This is a genomic window from Rhizobium aethiopicum (assembly GCF_900094625.1).
GTDB classification, from domain to species: Bacteria; Pseudomonadota; Alphaproteobacteria; order Rhizobiales; family Rhizobiaceae; genus Rhizobium; species Rhizobium aethiopicum.
The window spans coordinates 71,158-88,841 of the sequence record NZ_FMAJ01000011.1; the positions used below are offsets into that span (position 1 = coordinate 71,158).

15 protein-coding genes are annotated in these 17,684 nt (G+C 61.6%); 8 read left to right on the forward strand and 7 right to left on the reverse strand.

The genetic code is table 11. The features are described 5' to 3' along the window. The first annotated feature begins 127 nt into the window (after positions 1-127). From GA0061105_RS22110 to GA0061105_RS22125, 4 genes are all read left to right on the forward strand, one after another. Positions 128-1,483, forward strand: coding sequence for an extracellular solute-binding protein (locus tag GA0061105_RS22110; protein WP_092753001.1), 1,356 nt, complete (start codon positions 128-130; stop codon positions 1,481-1,483). Positions 1,484-1,613: 130 nt separating this feature from the next. Then, positions 1,614-2,498: a carbohydrate ABC transporter permease gene (locus tag GA0061105_RS22115; protein WP_064697480.1), complete on the forward strand. Its 885-nt coding sequence runs from the start codon at positions 1,614-1,616 to the stop codon at positions 2,496-2,498. 10 nt (positions 2,499-2,508) lie between these two features. Continuing rightward, on the forward strand, positions 2,509-3,423 hold the full coding sequence (locus tag GA0061105_RS22120; RefSeq protein ID WP_064697481.1) for an ABC transporter permease subunit: 915 nt from the start codon (positions 2,509-2,511) through the stop codon (positions 3,421-3,423). Between the two features lie 12 nt (positions 3,424-3,435). Beyond that, the gene (locus tag GA0061105_RS22125) at positions 3,436-4,545 is read left to right on the forward strand and encodes a sn-glycerol-3-phosphate import ATP-binding protein UgpC (protein WP_092752870.1); all 1,110 of its coding nucleotides are present in this window, start codon (positions 3,436-3,438) and stop codon (positions 4,543-4,545) included. Positions 4,546-4,551: 6 nt separating this feature from the next. On the opposite strand, the gene GA0061105_RS22130 is transcribed toward GA0061105_RS22125, so the two are convergent. Continuing rightward, on the reverse strand, positions 4,552-5,025 hold the full coding sequence (locus tag GA0061105_RS22130) for a cupin domain-containing protein (RefSeq protein ID WP_092752872.1): 474 nt from the start codon (positions 5,023-5,025) through the stop codon (positions 4,552-4,554). A gap of 92 nt (positions 5,026-5,117) precedes the next feature. Between GA0061105_RS22130 and GA0061105_RS22135 the strand changes: the two genes are divergently transcribed. Next, positions 5,118-5,651 (forward strand): carboxymuconolactone decarboxylase family protein, encoded by a 534-nt coding sequence (locus GA0061105_RS22135; RefSeq protein WP_064697484.1) that lies wholly within the window; start codon positions 5,118-5,120, stop codon positions 5,649-5,651. On the opposite strand, the gene GA0061105_RS22140 is transcribed toward GA0061105_RS22135, so the two are convergent. Then, on the reverse strand, positions 5,648-6,418 hold the full coding sequence (locus GA0061105_RS22140; protein WP_092752873.1) for a TIM barrel protein: 771 nt from the start codon (positions 6,416-6,418) through the stop codon (positions 5,648-5,650). The genes GA0061105_RS22135 and GA0061105_RS22140 overlap by 4 nt on opposite strands. A 146-nt stretch (positions 6,419-6,564) precedes the next feature. Between GA0061105_RS22140 and GA0061105_RS22145 the strand changes: the two genes are divergently transcribed. Then, positions 6,565-7,353 (forward strand): SDR family NAD(P)-dependent oxidoreductase, encoded by a 789-nt coding sequence (locus GA0061105_RS22145; protein WP_092752875.1) that lies wholly within the window; start codon positions 6,565-6,567, stop codon positions 7,351-7,353. A gap of 171 nt (positions 7,354-7,524) precedes the next feature. Further along, a complete protein-coding gene (locus tag GA0061105_RS22150) occupies positions 7,525-7,989 on the forward strand; it encodes an RrF2 family transcriptional regulator (RefSeq protein WP_064697487.1) in 465 nt (154 codons plus the stop codon). 58 nt (positions 7,990-8,047) lie between these two features. Here the strand turns inward: GA0061105_RS22150 and GA0061105_RS22155 are convergent, their stop codons facing one another. Both GA0061105_RS22155 and GA0061105_RS22160 read right to left on the reverse strand, forming a co-directional pair. Beyond that, positions 8,048-9,058 carry a DUF7256 domain-containing protein gene (locus GA0061105_RS22155; RefSeq protein WP_064697488.1) on the reverse strand — a complete coding sequence of 337 codons (1,011 nt, stop codon included), beginning with the start codon at positions 9,056-9,058 and terminating at the stop codon, positions 8,048-8,050. A gap of 222 nt (positions 9,059-9,280) precedes the next feature. Further along, positions 9,281-10,429, reverse strand: coding sequence for a monooxygenase (locus tag GA0061105_RS22160; RefSeq protein ID WP_092752877.1), 1,149 nt, complete (start codon positions 10,427-10,429; stop codon positions 9,281-9,283). A gap of 165 nt (positions 10,430-10,594) precedes the next feature. On the opposite strand from GA0061105_RS22160, the gene GA0061105_RS22165 reads away from it, so the two are divergent. Beyond that, positions 10,595-11,371: a metallophosphoesterase family protein gene (locus GA0061105_RS22165; protein ID WP_208601686.1), complete on the forward strand. Its 777-nt coding sequence runs from the start codon at positions 10,595-10,597 to the stop codon at positions 11,369-11,371. A gap of 34 nt (positions 11,372-11,405) precedes the next feature. On the opposite strand, the gene GA0061105_RS22170 is transcribed toward GA0061105_RS22165, so the two are convergent. The 3 genes from GA0061105_RS22170 to GA0061105_RS22180 form a co-directional block, all read right to left on the reverse strand. Next, on the reverse strand, positions 11,406-14,591 hold the full coding sequence (locus GA0061105_RS22170) for an efflux RND transporter permease subunit (RefSeq protein WP_092752878.1): 3,186 nt from the start codon (positions 14,589-14,591) through the stop codon (positions 11,406-11,408). Continuing rightward, positions 14,588-15,766 (reverse strand): efflux RND transporter periplasmic adaptor subunit, encoded by a 1,179-nt coding sequence (locus tag GA0061105_RS22175; RefSeq protein WP_092752880.1) that lies wholly within the window; start codon positions 15,764-15,766, stop codon positions 14,588-14,590. The genes GA0061105_RS22170 and GA0061105_RS22175 overlap by 4 nt, the downstream gene beginning before the upstream one ends. Positions 15,767-16,022: 256 nt before the next feature. After that, positions 16,023-17,564, reverse strand: a complete 1,542-nt coding sequence (locus GA0061105_RS22180) for a cation:proton antiporter (RefSeq protein ID WP_064697492.1) — start codon at positions 17,562-17,564, stop codon at positions 16,023-16,025. Positions 17,565-17,684 lie beyond the last annotated feature (120 nt).

The window sequence follows — 17,684 nt, forward strand, 5'->3', positions numbered from 1 at the left end:
GTGTCACTTTTATAACAGCTAGAATTCGAACATTTCATGTCATGTAATATTCATTGGCAGCGGCAAATTGAACAAGCTAAATGGGCGTGCGCTCGAAATGCGCGTCCCTTTTACGTTCGAGGTTCTCATGCAAGCCAAGCTTCTCGGCGCCGTCGGCGCCCTTCTCGCTACAGCCTTTCTTGCTGGCCCCGCTGTCGCCGCCGAAAAGACCAAGATTGACTTCTGGTTCGGCAATTCCGGTGACATCGCAAAGCGTGTCCAGGAACAGTGCGATCGCTTCAACCAGTCACAGGCCGATTACGAAGTCGTCTGCACCAGCCAGGGCAGCTATGACGCCTCCCTGCAGAACACCATTGCTGCCTTCCGCGCCGGCAAGCAGCCGACAATCGCCCAAGTTTCCGACGCCGGCACGCTCGACATCATGCTCTCCGGCGCCTACTACCCGGCAAACAAGCTGATGACCGACATGGGCTACACCGTCGACTGGAACGACTACTTTTCGGGAATCGCCGGGTACTACGCCACATCGAAGGGCGAGATGTATTCCTTCCCCTTCAACTCCTCGACCGCTCTGCTCTACTGGAACAAGGATGCCTTCGCCAAGATCGGCAAGGATCACGCCCCGGCGACCTGGAAGGAAGCGGGCGAAGACTTCAAGGCTCTGAAGGACGCCGGCTATGCCTGCCCGCTCGCCTTCGACATCTCCAACAATGAAGTCTGGCAGTACATCGAGCAGTTCGAAGCCGTAAACGGCGAACCGATCGCCACGAAGAAGAACGGCTTCGAAGGCCTCGACGCCGAGCTGGTCTTCAACAAGAACCCGCTTCTCGTCAGCTACATCAAGGACCTCAAGTCCTGGTACGACAACAAGCTCGCCGTCATCAAGAACAAGGCCGTCGGCCAGACCTTCGTCGAAGCCTTCGCCGCCGGCGATTGCCAGGTCATCCTGACCTCGGTCGGCGACCACGGCAATATCGGCCGCACCGCCAAGCAGGGCATGAACTGGGGCGTTGCCATGCTCCCGACCTATGGGGAGGCAACCCGTCACAGCTCCTATGTCGGCGGCGCTTCGCTCTGGGTCCTGAAAGGTCATTCCGACGCTGAATACAAGGCCGCCGCTGCCTTCTTCAACTTCATCGCAAAGCCGGAAGAAGCTCTCACCTGGTCGACCGTTACCGGCTATATCCCGGTCCGTAACTCGGGCTTCGAATATCTGAAGAAGCAGGGCTTCTACGACAAGGCTCCCTATGCCGGCCGTGAACTCGCCATTCAGAGCCTGACCGTTTCCCCGGCCGGCGACGCTGCTGCGAAGGGCATCCGTCTCGGCGGCCTGCTGCAGGTCCGCACCGAGATCGCCAACAGCCTGCAGGCGATCTTCGTCAACAATGCCGACGTCCAGGCCTCGCTCGACTCTGCTGCCGATCGCGGCAACCAGCTCCTGCGCCGCTTCCAGCAGACCTACAAGAACGTTCAGCTTCCCTGATCGTCCGATATGAGCCGCACCCGGCCTGCCTTGCGCACGCCGGGTGCGTCTTTGTAAGTTCTTCACAGTTAGATGCGGATGCGAACTCGCCGCCCTCGTCCAAACGAAATCAGAGCGAAAACGACCACCCATGGAAAAGCGCGTCACTTTCTCCTCGACGATGATCGGACTGCTCTTCGCGTTTCCGATGCTGCTGCTGATCTTCGTCTTCTTCTATTGGCCGAGCGCCCAGGCGCTCTATTGGGCGTTCACGCTCGAGCAGCCATGGGGCGGCGGCAATGCCTGGGTCGGCTTCGACAATTTCAAACTGCTGCTCAGCGATCCGATCTATTGGGAATCGATCACCCGCAGCATGGTCTTCGCCTTCAGCTCGACGATCATTGCCATGGGGCTGGCGCTCATCCTGGCGCTTTTGACGGATCGTGAACTGCGTGGCCACAAAATCTACCGGTCGGTATTCATCTGGCCCTACGCGATCGCCGCGCCCGCGCTCGGCCTCGCCTTCCGCTTCATCCTGGCGCCGGAGGCCGGCCTTCTCTCCGTCATCAACCACGTCTGGCCCGGCCTCTGGAACCCGGCGCTCGACGGCAAGGACGCGATGATCGCCGTCATCATCGCCTTTTCCTGGAAATATATCGGCTACAACTTCATCTTTTTCCTCTCCGCTCTCCAGGGAATTCCCCGCTCCCTCATCGAAGCCGCCGCCATGGATGGATCCGGGCCGCTGCGCCGCATGTGGGACCTCCAGCTGCCGCTCTTGACGCCGACCTTGTTTTTCCTGCTCGTCATCAACATCACCGAAAGCTTCCAGGATTCCTTCGGGATCGTCGACGTTATGACACAGGGCGGTCCGGCCCGCGCAACGGAACTCATGGTCTACAAGATCTATTTCGACGGCTTCAGGGGGCTCGATTATTCGGGCGCCGCCGCCCAGTCGATCATCCTGATGGCGCTCGTCGTCCTTCTCACCATTTTCCAGTTCCGCTTCATCGAGCGGCGCGTGCACTACAAGTGAGGTCGCTGACATGATCGAACGCACGCCGATATTCAACTTCATCTGCTATACGCTTCTGGCTCTCGGCATGGTGATCGCGCTTCTGCCTTTCGTCATCGTCATCATCGCATCGACGCTCGATCTTGAGACGGTCAATCGCGTTCCGCTGCCGCTCACTCCGGGCTCGCATTTCTGGGAAAATGCAAAAGAAGCCTGGGTGCGCGCGGATCTCGGCAACAAGCTGCTTCACAGCATCATCTTCGCCACGTCGGTCGCCGCCGGCAAGGTCATCCTTTCCGCCATGGCTGCCTTCTCGATCGTCTACTTCCGCTTCCGCGGCCGGCATCTGATCTTCTGGATCATCTTCATCACGCTGATGCTGCCGCTGGAAGTGCGCATCGTTCCGACCTATTCGATCGCGGCAAACGCGCTACAGCCCTTTCAGGCGATCCTGGACGCCCTCGGCATCAGCTGGCTTGTCGCTCAGATCACCGGCATCCAGATCAAGCTCGAATGGGGCCTGTTGAATTCCTATCCCGGTCTTGTCTTGCCGATGGTCGCAACCGCGACCGGCACCTTCCTCTACCGGCAGTTCTACCTGACGGTTCCCGATGAGCTTGCCGAGGCTTCGAAGATGGATGGGTCGGGCCCCGTCCGGTTCTTCTGGGACATTCTATTGCCGCTGTCGCGACCGAACATGATCGCACTGTTCACGATCATGTTCGTGTGGGCATGGAACCAATATCTCTGGCCGCTTCTGATCACCACCGATCCGAACTTCGGCATTGCAGTGACGCAGCTGAAAACCCTGATCCCGTCCGAATTCGGTCTTCCCGACTGGAACGTCGCCATGGCGGGTACCCTTATCATCATGTCGCCGCCGCTGTTGCTCGTCATCCTGATGCAGCGCTGGTTCGTCCGCGGCCTCATCTCCACCGAGAAGTGAAGGAACAGTCCTGTGGCACCGATCTCAATCCGTGATGTGAAGAAGAGCTACGGCAAACATCCCGCCGTTCATGGCGTCGATCTGGAGATTCAGTCGGGCGAATTCGTCGTCATCCTCGGTCCGTCCGGTTGCGGCAAGTCCACGCTCTTGCGCATGATCGCCGGCCTGGAGGAAATCAGCGGCGGCGAAATTGCCATCGACGGCCGGGTCGTCAACCAACTGGAACCGCGCGAGCGCGGCTGCGCCATGGTGTTCCAGAACTATGCGCTCTATCCGCATATGACGGTGGCCGAGAATATCGGCTATGCCTTGAAGGTGGCAGGTGTGGCGAAGGCGGAGCGCAATCGGCGCATCGCTGAGGTCGCCAAAGCGCTCAGCCTCGAACCCTTTCTCGAGCGCCGCCCGGCCGCCCTTTCCGGCGGCCAGCGCCAGCGCGTCGCCATGGGCCGCGCGATGATCCGCGAACCGAAGGTGTTCCTCTTCGACGAACCGCTGTCGAACCTCGATGCGAAGCTGCGCATTGCCATGCGCGCCGAAATCCGCCGCCTTCACCGCCGCCTCGGCGCCACCTCGATCTTCGTCACACATGATCAGACCGAGGCCATGACGCTGGCCGACCGGCTGGTGGTGATGAACGGCGGCAGGGTGGAGCAGGTCGGCACGCCGGAAGAGGTCTATCATCATCCGGTCTCGCGCTTCGTCGCCGGTTTCGTCGGCACGCCGGCGATGAACCTGCTTGAAGGCACGATCAACGATGAAGGCGTCTTCGTCTACGACCAGAGCCGGAAGATCGCGTTGCCGCGCGAACGCGCCGCACCGTTGAAGGGCAAACGCGTCGTGCTCGGTATGCGCGCCGAGGCCGCCCGTCTGGTGGCGCCGGAAGCACCCGGCGCATTGGTAGCGACGGCCGATTTCATCGAGGAGCTCGGCGCAAGCCGCGTCGTTCATGCCGACTTCGACGGGCTGCCCTTTGCCGTGGCGCTGACCGAGGCCGTGACGGTGAAGTCGGGAGCTCCGATCGGCATCGCAATCGATTACAATGCAATCCATCTCTATGCCGCCGATACCGGCCGGATCATCGAGAGCCCGGCGGTAACCAGCGCCGGCGCCGTTCACGCCTGAGCGGCGTCAACGGTGGATGGGATCGATCCAGGGGACGTCTTCCGGTTGTTCGACCGGCTCGATATCCAGGTTGACCACGACCGGTTCCTGGCCTGAGCGGACGAGGACGCATTCCAGCGTCTCGTCGCGGCTGGCGTTGATCTCCTGGTGCGGCACATAGGGCGGAACGTAGATGAAATCGCCGGGGCCGGCCTCGGCGGTATATTCCAGATGCTCGCCCCAGCGCATGCGGGCCTTGCCCTTGACGACGTAGATGATGCTTTCGAGATCGCCGTGATGGTGGGCGCCGGTCTTGGCATTGGCGTGGATCGTCACCGTACCGGCCCAGATCTTCTCGGCGCCGGCGCGCGCATTGTTGATCGCGGTGGCGCGGTTCATGCCTGGCGTCTGCGCGGTGTTTGGATCGAGCGAATTGCCGGGAATGACCTTGACCCCGTGTTCGCGCCAGTCGATGTGAGAGTGCTCGTGGTCGCCGCTCATGCCTAGCCTCCGCAACTGATTGGATCAGTCTAGGCGGGAGCACCGCGGCGGCCAAGCGGATTTACCTCGATGCAGCAGAAAGAGCGGACCCGATGAGCCACCTGCCACAGATCGATTACGACAGTGCCTCGCCAGAGGTTCGGGCGGCGCACGACGAGGAAGTCAGGCTGCGCGGACGCATGACCAACATGAAGCGGACGCTCCTCCATTCGCCGGTCGCCCACCGCATCTATGCCGAATGGTTCACGCTGCGGGCCGAGCTCGATCCCGTGATCAGCGACCGGGAGATCTGGATCTTCTCGCATGCGATCTCGAAGGCCGCGAAATCGAAGATCGCCATCACCTTCTTTCGCCGGGCGCTCATCAACAAAGGTTTTGATCCCGATGCGCTGGAGCTTTCCCAGGCGGAAGCACTGCTCGACGCCTTCGGCAGGGCTGTTGTCACCGATTCCAATGCAGTTCCGGCCGAGCTCTGGTCGAAGCTGAAAGAGCGCTACGAGACGAAGGCGCTCGTCGATCTCGTCGCGTTTGCCGGCATCATGCTGGCGACCGCCGTTTTCAACAATGTCGTCGAGGTCGAATTCGACCCGGAGCTTGAAGCCTTCGCAGAAGGCGGCTCGGCCTAGCCGCCGAGCGAGGCAATCGCGGCCCTGACCGCGTCCGCGCCGGATCTGGTCGGTCGGTATTCGAGACCGACGGCGCCGGCATAGCCGTTGGCGAAGATCCAATTGAGGCGATGGGCGAGGTCTATGCCGCCGGAGCCCGGTTCGTTGCGGCCGGGATGGTCGGCGACATGGACGTGGAAAACACGGTCGAGACGGCCGTCGAGCACCTCTTCGGTGCGTTCGTCCATCACGGCGGAATGGTAGATGTCGTAGACGATGCCGATTTCGGGGCGGGCGACGTCATCGACGATGTCGAGGCCTTCGCGGGTCGAATCGAGGAAATAGCCGACATGATCGATGCGGGTGTTGAGCGGCTCTATGCCGAGGCGGACACCGCTGCCTTCGAGGATATCGGCGCCTGCTTTCAGGGTTTCGGTGAGCGCCCGGCGCTGTTCTTCACGGCTGCGGCCGAGGAGATCGTCGCCGGCCTGGGCGATCAGCACCGGGGCGCCGAGGCGCCTGGCAACTGTGACGGATTCGCCAAGGCCTTTCAGCCAAGCCTGCCGGTTGGCGGCATCGGTCAACGCGATCATCGGTTCGGCGACGAGGCTGGTGACGACGACACCGGTTTCCTTCAGCGCCGCCTCGATCGCAACCAGATCCTTGTCGGTCCAGCGCCAGAATTCGACCGCTGCCAGGCCGCCGGCATGAGCGCGGCGGATGCGATCGAGAAAGCTGTCGCCCTGTTCGGCGAACAGCCATTCTATGCAGGCTGAATAACGTCGCATGAAAATTCCTCCCGGTGCGGATGCAGGCTTCGATAGAACGAAGCCCGCCGCAAGAGGCGTTTGGGTGCTTGACGCCCGGATTCATTGGCGGAACACTCATCCCCTAATCTAGGGCCGGGGGTCGCTGGCCGCTTCGGGAGGAAGACATGGATCTAGGCTTGAAGGGAAAGATCGCCGTCATAACGGGCGCGTCTGTCGGCATCGGGCTGGCGATCGCCGAAGGGCTGGCGGCTGAGGGCGCGGACCTCGTGCTGGCGGCGCGCGGCGGCGATCGGCTGGAGGCAGAGGCTGCCCGCATTGCCGAGAAATTCGGCGTCAGCGCCACCGCCGTCGTCGCCGATGTTGCGACGGCTGAGGGAACGGAGGCGATCATTGCGGCGGCTGCCGAAAAGGGCGGCGCCGATATCCTCATCAACAATGCCGGCACCGGATCGAACGAGACCGTCATGGAGGCGCCGGACGAGAAATGGCAGGCCTATTGGGACCTGCATGTGATGGCCGCCGTCAGGCTTGCGCGCGGCATCGCGCCGCAGATGAAGAAACGCGGCGGCGGGGTGATCCTGCACAATGCCTCGATCTGCGCCGTCCAGCCGCTGTGGTACGAACCGATCTACAATGTCAGCAAATCGGCGCTGATGATGTTTTCGAAGACACTCTCGACCGAGCTCATCCAGGACAATATCCGCGTCAACTGCGTCAATGCCGGGCTGATCCTGACGCCCGACTGGATCAAGACCGCCAAGCAGCTGACGGCCGAAAGCGGCGGCAACTGGGAAGGCTATCTGCAGAGCGTCGCCAACGAACATGCCGCTTCCAAACGCTTCGGCACGCCCGAGGAACTGGCAAACGTCTTCGTCTTCCTGAGTTCGGAGCGTGCGAGCTACTGCATCGGATCGACTTACTTCGTCGACGGCGGCATGCTGAAGACGATTTGATCGAAGTTGTCACAAGAGCAGTACAGCAAGCCGGCTCGCCGCAGGACCGCCGGGCTGCAGACGTTGCCGATACAAGCTATAAATATTAGCTATTTTGTTGTATCTTCACGCTTTCGACGTTATTTGCCTGCTATTGAGGGGCAAATATTGCGGGTTCCAAAGGCGACGACGATGCTGACGAAGAAGGGAAAATACGGCCTCAAGGCACTGGTCGATCTGGCGCGTCTGGCGCCGGGAGAGACCGCCTTCATCAATGACGTCGCGGCACGCAACAATATCCCGAAGAAGTTTCTCGATACGATCCTGCTCGAGCTGCGCAATGTCGGTATCCTGCGCTCGAAGAAGGGGCCCGGAGGGGGATATTCCCTCTCGCGCCCGGCTTCCGAAATCCGCATCGGACACGTCATCCGCACGCTCGACGGTCCGCTTGCGCCGATCCGCTGTGCCAGCCGGACGGCTTACGAGGCCTGCGACGACTGCGCCGACCCGGAAACCTGTCAGGTGCGGCGTTCGATGACCGATGTTCGGGACGCGATCGCCGCCATTCTGGACAATATGACCCTCGACCAATTCGTCGCAGCCGGCGGCCGCATCGAAGCCGAGAAGGAAGAATTTCCGATCTCCGCCGCCAGCTGAGATTTCTCGACTTCCACCTCATTTTAGAGCGGTTCCTGGAGCCTGTGGCTGACTTCGGTCAGTAGACTTGCACGCCGCGCCGCTCCAATTCCTCGAAGATATCATGACTGGCCGGGGTCGAGGAAAAGCGACCGGCCTTTCTGAGCGACGGCAGATCGAGCAATGCATCGATATTTTCGGACGGGACGTTGATATCGACCCGCTCGAGTTTCTTGAGCGGAACGAGGGCGCGAATATCGACCTTGTCAATCATCGAGTTCACGAAAAAGCCTTTCAGGTTGGGGCAGAAACGAAGTCCCGATATGTCCTTGATATCGAACACGCTCTCCTCGCCACCCCAGAAATACCAGGCATAGGGATAGACTGCCCCGCTGCCGTCGAATTCGACCCACTCAACAGCTGCGAGTTGTTCGTCGGTTAGCGGATAGCGGACGAGATAGTCCAGCGCTTCGGGAATGAGCTCGTAGCCATCCTGCTCCAGGTCGACTGTCCGCCCCCGCACATGGCTGGCAAGCTGTTGTGGCGTGCCGAGATCGAGCGCCTTGGCGAAGAGAAGCGACGACATGACCGCCAGCTTCAGGTTCGGGTCTGAGAACGGAGCGCCGGCAGCGGCACTGACAGCGGGGTAAGGCGGAGCGCTCGGCTCCGCATATTCCGCCTTCGGATTGAAAATGGCGATTCCGGAGACCGCGTCGAACGTGATTCGGAGGGACAGCGTGCCTTCCGGCAGCTGCATCGTTGCGAACCGCGCACCTTGGCTCGTCGCACTTTCCTCGCCGATCTCAATATCCGGCGTTGTGGCGCGGAGATCGGAAAGCGATATGTCCATCGGGACGCCGGCGATAGTGTGCTTGAAGCGAGAGTTGAAATCGATCCGGCCGATCAGCCTCTGTCGGTCAATCCGGACGATGACGCCGTAGCTGTTTTCGAGAATGTCGATCACGCCGCCCCTATGCGGCGCCGGCGTGCGCCAGGCAGAGCCCATGGCCTTTTCGACGGCCGACATCGGCATGCCGGGCCGCAGCGCTGCAAGCGCTGCCGCATCAACCGGATCGTTCGACGCCGCCATGCCTCCACCTCCTGCTGCCATGGACAGGGATAGTACAGCCACGCCGATCAGGAATTCCCGTTTTCGCATGAGCCCTCGCCTCTCGCCGAACAATACTCCTATGGGTGAAGTTTATTATCGGCTCTCTCCGCTTTTTGAAACAGCGAGATCTCGCTTCCTTTGACGTCGCAGAGACGTGATGGGACGGAAACGCGTCAACAATCCTGGCGAGATCACCGAATATCAATGTTCGCGGTCGCCCTGGCCAGGCTTGGGGTCCAAGAGCGACATATATTCGCCGGCGCGGTGCAGCAATCCGTCGCGTGGCAGCGACAGCGCGTGGATGCGGGCGTTGCGCCAATGTCGGTCGAGATTGAGGCCGATGCCGGCTGACGCTTCGCCCGCGAGCTCGAACAGCGCATTTGCGGCGCTGAGTGCCGTTTCCCCGGCAGTGATCGCGGCGGCCGAGGCGGAAAAATAGGCATCCGCCATCGCAGCCTCTACAGGATTGACCTGGGCAATGTCGAGCTTGCGGCCTGCCCGCTCCAGAGCCGCCGCGGTGATTTCGATGCCGACGGCGTGTTCGCCGAGCCGGGAGGGGGTGGCGGTGCCATCGTCAATCACCGTCATCAGGTCGGCCCATGCCGCTCGCGCGATGCCAAGGTTTACGCCCGCCTTGAGCAGCAGGCCGAGCGAGATGCCGGTCGAATAACCGGACGAGGGGGCCGGCGCGATTGCGCCGGCGTCGACATGAACTGCGCCGGTGATCGTCGTTGCCGATCCGTTAGTGCGCTGGCCGAAACCGTCCCAATCATCGACCACCTGAACGTCTTCGCCATTGCGGCTCAGATAGAGCGTCACAGGGCGGCCGGGGGGAAGCGTGAGGGCAGCGGCAATCCAATCGGCATAGAGAATACCGGGGGCCTGCCGCATCCGGCCGCTCAGGCGGTAACCCGGCCCTTCGGCCGACAGCTCGGTGCCGTCGGCGACGGTGGCGCCGGCGAAGCGGTCGCCGAGCAGGACGCGGGAAAACAGCGATGCCTTCAGATCCTCGGCCGCCTGGGTGCGGAGCGTTTCCAGCACGGAAAAGTGATGCTCCAGGGTCTCGCCGATCGAGGCGTCGGCCTCGGCAATGATCGCAATGATTTCGGCAAGCAGGGCGTTCGGGACGTCGAGCCCCTCATGTTCGGGCGGAACAGAGATTGCCGTTAGTCCCGATGCCGACAGCGCGTCGAGCTCGGCAAAGGGTAGGATGCGATTGATATCGCGCTCGCTTGCCTGGTGACGCAACGTGCCGGCGAGATTGCGAGCCGTGGATACCGCCTCCTCTTCGTTTCCGATGCGGCGGGCCGGCGGCCTCAGGCGGTCATGAAACTGCGATACCGTTCCCATCGCTCACTCTTTGCTCGACGGATGACAGGAGTGGGGGATTTTCCTCCGGATGATAAGAACGGTTTTTCTAGAAAAATCCAATGCTTTGAATTTTCTCACCAACTTGATCGCCTCGCCCTCCACGCTACTTATGGTTAACCGGGGCTTGCGTAATTGAGAAACATGATGAGCGATGCACTTGCTCGCCGCAGCGAGGTGTGGAAAATGGGGCGCCAGCCGAGACCGCGTTTGACGCTGGATATTGCCGATACTCCAACCTATGCGGTCGGCGACATTCACGGCCGCTACGACCTGCTTTTGAAAGTCGAGGAGGCGATCCTGCGCGATGGCGCGCGACTGCCCGGGCAAAAGCTGATCGTGATGCTCGGCGACTATATCGACCGCGGCCCGGAATCCGCGCAGGTCATCGCTCATCTCATGGAGCCGCCGCCCGATGGTTTCGAACGTATCTGCCTTGCCGGCAATCATGAGATCGCCATGCTCGACTATATCGACGGCTGGCTCTCTTATGATGACTGGATGCGGATGGGGGCGGCGGAACTGCTCAAATCCTACGGGCTCGATCCGGAGCATCTGCCGCTCGTCTTCCCCTCCGGGGCGCAGCTTGACGCCTTTCTGCGGCAATCGCTGCCGCATACGCATATCGATTTCATGCGAACGCTGCCCATCATGCTGGATACACCTGATGTGGCATTCGTTCACGCGGGCATCGATCCGGTGCTTCCGCTCTCCGCCCAGACGGAGGAGGATCTGGTCCTCATCCGCCATCGCTTTCTCGAAAGCAGGATTCCTTTGCCGAAACTGATCGTACATGGTCATACGCCCAGCGACGAGCCTGACATTCGCCCGAGGCGGCTCAACCTCGATACGCGTGCCTTTCGCAGCGGCAGGCTGACCGTCGCCCGCTTCTGGCAGGGCCGGGTGCATCTGTTTTCCACCTGACATAATCTCACCGGGCGCTCTGGCGTCACGGTGATCAGACCGTCTCCCTTTCAGTCGGAACGGTTTCGACCGGCCTTTCTGCCGAGCGGCTGCGGCGCCGGCCGCGCAGCACGACGTAGAAGACCGGCGTTAGGAACAGGCCGAAGAGCGTCACGCCGAGCATGCCCGAGAAGACGGCGGTGCCGAGCGACTGGCGCATTTCCGCGCCGGGGCCGGTGGCGATGGCAAGCGGCAGAACGCCGAAGATGAAGGCGAATGCAGTCATCAGGATCGGGCGCAGGCGGAGGTGGCTCGCCTCGATGGCGGCTTCCACCGGCGACTTGCCTTCCTCTTCCGCCTGTCTTGCGAATTCGACGATCAGGATGGCGTTTTTGGCCGCAAGGCCGATCAGGACGATCAGGCCGATCTGCGTCAGGACGTTATTGTCCATTCCTCTCAGCGACACCCCGATCAGCGCCGCGAGCACGGCAAGCGGGACGATGAGAATGATCGCGAGCGGCAAAACCCAGCTTTCATATTGGGCCGCCAGCGCCAGGAAGACGAAAATGACGGAGAGCGCGAAGATGTAGACGGCGGTGTTACCGGTATGGGTTTCCTGATAGGCGAGTTCCGTCCATTCGAAGGTCGTCCCGGGCGGCAGGATCTTGGCCGCCAGTTCCTCCATCTTCTTCAGCGCATCACCCGTCGAGGTGCCGGGCGTCGGATTGCCTTGCAGCGGCACCGAGACATACATGTTGTAGCGCTGGACGAGCGCCGGGCCGCTGGCATCCTGAATGTCCATCAATGTTCCGAGGGGCACGAGCGCACCGGTCGCCGAGCGCACCTTCAGCGCGAGAATATCCTCCCGGTCCATGCGATATTGTCGGTCGGCCTGGGCGCGAACTTGGTAGACGCGGCCGAACGCGTTGAAATCGTTGACGTAAGCGACGCCAAGGTTGATCGAAAGCGCGTTGAAGATATTCGGGATCGGCACGTTCAGGAAGCGCGCCTTGTCGCGGTCGATCGCCAGGAAATATTGCGGGCTGGCGTCGGAGAATGTCGTAAAGACGCCGGTCAGCCCTTCGGTCGTTGCCGCCGCCCCCATCATCTGTCGGGCGAGGCCGAGCACCCGCGTCATGTCGGGGTTTTCAAGATCGGAGATCTGCATCTTGAAGCCGCCGGAATTGCCGACGCCGCGCACGGACGGCGGCGGAATGGCGATGATGAAGGCCTCCTGGATGCTTTGCAGCTTGGCGAAGAGCTGGCCTATGATCTTGTTGGCGTTGTCCCCGCCTTCCTCGCGTTCGGCAAAGGATTTGAAGGGAACGAAGACAACCCCCGAATTCGAGGCATTGGTGAAGGTCGCGCCGCTGAAGCCGGCAAATTGCACGGCGTTGCCGACGCCGGGTACGGTGCGGGCGATGTCGCCAACCTGTTTGACCACCGCGTCGGTGCGTGCAAGCGAAGCACCGTCGGGAAGCTGCACGACGATGATCGCGTAACCCTGGTCCATCGTCGGGATGAAACCCGAAGGAACTCGGGTCGTCATGTACCAGGTTGCGCCGAGGAGAGCGACGAAGGCGAGCATCGAGCAGGTCAAGCCCACCCAGCTACTGACCAGGTGCCGGATGGTCCACGAATAGCCTGAGCTCATCCGGTCGAAGCCGCGATTGAAGCCGTTTGCGAGGCCGGTTCCGAGGCGTGAGGCAATGCTCTTGCGCTTGGTCTCGTGATCATGGGCTTTCAGCAATATGCCGGCGAGGGCAGGCGAAAGCGTCAGGGAGTTCAATGCCGATATCGCGGTGGTGACAGCGATCGTCACCGCGAACTGCCTATAGAACTGGCCTGATATGCCGGGGATGAAGGCTGTCGGCACAAACACCGCGATCAGCACTAGCGAGATCGCGATAACCGCGGTTCCGACTTCGTCCATCGTCACGTGAGAGGCCTGCTTCGGTGTCATGCCGCGCGCCAGATTGCGTTCGACGTTTTCCACCACGACGATCGCGTCGTCGACGACGATGCCGATCGCCAGCACGAGGCCGAAGAGCGTCAGCATGTTGAGCGAAAAACCGAAGGCCAACAGCACAGCGAACGTGCCGATCAGCGAGACGGGAATGGCGACGATCGGAATGATCGCGGTGCGCCAGGATTGCAGGAAAACCAGAACGACGATCGCCACCAGGATGGCCGCTTCAGCGATGGTTTTATAGACCTCATTGATCGAAGCCGAGATAAATTCGGTCGTGTCGTAGACGATGCGATACTCCAGACCCTCCGGGAAATTCTGGGAGATGTCCTTCATGAGTGTCTGGACCTGATGGGCCGTATCCAGGGCATTGGTCCCCGGCCGGGCGAAAATGCCAAGAGCAACCGCCGGGTCGTTGTTGAGGTAACTATTGGTGACGTAGTCCTGCGCGCCAAGTTCGATGCGGGCGACATCCTGCAACTGCACGAGCCGGCCAGATGTCGTTGATTTCACGATGACGTATCGGAATTCGCGCACATCGGAGAAGCGCCCGTCGGTTCGCACCGTATATTCGAAGGCGTTCCGGCCTGTCACGGGCGGCGCACCGATCTTGCCGCCTGAGACCTGGACGTTCTGGTCTCTCAGGGCGGAGACGACGTCGTCGGATGTCATGCCGTAGGCGGAGAGCTTTTCCGGATCCAGCCAGATTCGCATCGAATATTGGCGTTCGCCGAAGACCTGAACGTCGCCGACGCCATCAAGGCGGACGAGGACGTCGCGGATGCGGTTGCGGGCGTAGTTCGAGACGTAAAGCTGGTCATAGCGGTGCGATGGCGACAAGAGGTGCACGACCATCATCAGGTCGGGCGAACTCTTGTCGGTGGTCACGCCAAGCCGCTGGACTTCCTCGGGAAGGCGAGGGAGGGCGATGGAAACGCGGTTCTGCACGAGCACCTGGACCTTGTCGAGATCGGTGCCGAGCTTGAAGGTGATCGTCAGCGAAATGGCGCCGTCGGCGCTGGAATAGGAAGACATGTAAAGCATGTCCTCGACGCCGTTGATCTGCTGTTCGAGCGGAGTCGAAACGGTGTCGGCGATGGTCTGCGGGTCGGCGCCCGGATAGGAGGTGCGCACGACGATGGTGGGCGGGGCGATCTCCGGATATTGGGCGACCGGCAACTGCGTATAGGCGATGCCGCCGACGACGAGAAAAAGGATCGAGATGACGGCCGCGAAAATCGGCCGGTCGACGAAGAAATGCGCGAACCTCATTGTCCGCTCTCCGCATTTGCGGCCTCCGGCGGCGTATCCTGCCGCTCCTGCGGCAGTTCGCTCATCTGCGGGGTTATCGTCGAGCCGGGCCGGGCGCGTATCACGCCGTTGACGATGATGGTTTCGCTGCCGTCGAGGCCCTCGCGTATGACGCGATATCCGTAGAGCCGCGGTCCGGGTCGCACGGGCTTGGTCGAAACTTTGCCTTGTGCGTCGACGAGATAGACGACGCGCTCATTCTGGTCCGAACCGATCGCCTCGTCGGGGACGAGAACGGCCTTGTAAGTGTTGGAGGCTTCGACCTGCACGCGGCCAAAAAGGCCGGGCTGAAGGATGAAATCGGGATTTGGCAGCCGGGCGCGGATGCGAATGGTGCCGCTCTCGTTGTCCACCCGGTTCTCGGCGAAATCGAGCTTGCCCTTGAAGGGTTTGGCGGTGGGGTCCGAGATTGTGACGGAAACATCCACGCCGCCGCCGCCCATTTGAAGGTCCTTGCCCTGCTTGCGCGCCGTGTCGGCGAAATTCAGCAAGCGGCGCTCATCGACGTCGAAATAGAAATCGATCGGATCGAGGGAAACGATGGTGGTGAGCACCGTCTGATCGGCCTGCACCAGGTTGCCTGGCGAGATGAGGCGGCGGTCGATCCGGCCGCTGAGCGGCGCTTTGATTTCGGTATATTCAAGATCGAGAGCGGCGCGGTCGGCTGCGGCCTGCGCGCCGCGCACATTAGCCTCGGCCGAATCGAACTCGCGGCGGCGGTCGTCCAACGTTTGCGCTGACTGGCTGCCGCTCGATGCGAGGGACTGGGCACGCTTGTACTGCGCATCGGCGAAGACCAGGGCGGATTGTGACGCTTCGAGCGACGCCTTTGCCTGGTTGAGTGCCGTTATGAACGGCCGCTGGTCGATGACGAAGAGCAGGTCGCCCTGCTTCACCAGCGCGCCGTCTTCGAAATGAACTTCCTGCAGGTAGCCGCCGACACGGGAGCGAACCGAGACTTCGTCGACCGGCTGGAAGCGGCCGATGAACTCGTCACTGTCGACCACATCGCGCACCACGGGTTTTGCGACGGTGACCGGAGGAGGGGCAGACGGTGCACCCTGCGCCATCGCTGCAAGAGGCATGATCGTGGCGATGCAGCCGAGCATCAATATCCGTCGAAGCGCGTAACTCATGCCGGTCCCTCCAATCGCGACGGCCGATCGACTGCCGCCGAACCTAAGATGAAGTGATGTTATTCTTGTCTGCTGCTTTGAACGGAGGCGTTCGCCTCCGTGATTTCCCCGGCGTCCAATTCAGGAAAGGGAGGCCGGCATGCAATGCAAATCGGAAAAATCGTAACGCTATGGAACCGGATATAAACGGCAGCGGTGAAAAATAGCAAATGCCAATTGTCCGCGAATTGGAATCCGTGAGCGCCATCGGAGGGCGTTAGCTCTCGACGATCTCGTCGCGGCCCGGCGGCAGGACGGCGAGTTCGGCCCAGTCGAGCTCCTGTTCCAGCATGTGGAAGATATCGTCGTCGATCTCGCCAGCGCGGCGCATCACCGCCAATTTGCGGCGTTTGGCGGCGATGACGTTGCGGCGCTGCTTGTCGAGCCTGCTGACCTCGCGCGGGTGTTTGCCGTCGGCGGCAATCTCGCGCTCGGAGGTATAGACGTCGCGCAGGATGCGGGTGGACTTGTCGTCGCCTTCAAGCTCGGCAAGCGCCGCGTCGATCAATGCCACGCGGGCTCTGGTGAGGTCGCGCTTCAGGGATGTGTCCGGATCGAATTTCAGGAAGCGGATCAGCGGCCCGAGCGTCAATCCCTGGACGATGAGCGTGCCGAGAACGACGGCCAGCGCGCTGAGCAGGATAATGTCGCGATCGGGGAAATCGATCGGCAGGGCGAGGGCGGTCGCCAACGTTACGAGGCCGCGCATGCCGCACCAGCCGGCGATCAGGCTGGTCGCGAAGCTGGGGACGGCTTGCGATGTCCGCCCACGCGCGGCGAGAAACGTGATCGCCCGGTTGTAGAAGAGAACCCAAGCCAGGCGGACGATGACGACGGTGGCGAAGACCGCCGCGGCCAAGGTGATTGCCAAGTTCAGGCGCCCGGGATCGAGGTCGAGGACGATCTGACGGACCTGGAGGCCCATCAGCAGGAAGGCGAGCACGTTGAGCAGGAAAACCGCGGCTTCCCAGACCGAATAGGAATGAATGCGGTGGCGGGCCGTCTGCCGTTCCGGCATGTAGCGGGCAATCACCATAGCGTATGCGACGATCGCCAGGATCGCTGAAAGGTGCAGTCGTTCGGCAAGGATCCACGTGCCGAAGGTGGCGACGAATTCGAGCAGGGTGCCGCCGAGCGTTCCGGCCAGCTTCACACCAACGATCATGTAGAGACGGCCGAGGAGATAGCCTAGGATGAGACCGCCCGGCACTGCCAGCGTCAGCTGTGCCAGAATGCCGGTGAAAAAGGTGGGATCGGCGGCGGCTGCCACCGCAGCGCTGAAGATGAGAAGGGCGACGGCGTCATTGAGCAGGCTCTCTCCCTTGAGGATCACATAGGTCTGGCGCGGCAGATCGAAGCGGTCGAGCATGACAGTCGCCGCGACCGCGTCCGGTGGCGCGACGATGGCGCCGAGTGCGACGGCCACGGCAAGCGGCAGGCCGGCCATTGCGACGCCGACGGCGGTAACGGCCGCGGCCGTCAAGATGACGGCGATTGCGGCGAGTGAAAAGAGCGGCAGCCAGTTACGCCTCAATGTCCGCGGCGGCAAATCGTAAGCGGCATCGAAGAGCACAGGTGCGATGAAAAGCGCCAGCGCGAGCCTAGGATCGATCGCCACCTCCGGAGCCCATGGGAAGGCAGCGACAATGATGCCGGCGATCGCCAGCATGGTGGGATAGGGGATACGAAACTTCCTGGAGAATTGCAGGAAGATAATCGCCACCAAGAGCAGCGTCAGCATGCTTTCGAAAAACGCCATAAGTCCTCCAGTCTATTTCAGCGGAGACGGTTCTGCCAGAAACTAGGGCCAGGCGATGCCGCGGCCACCGTTCGAGCCTGAAACGGCGACGGGGCGCCGGCCGCAGCCTGCGGCATTTTC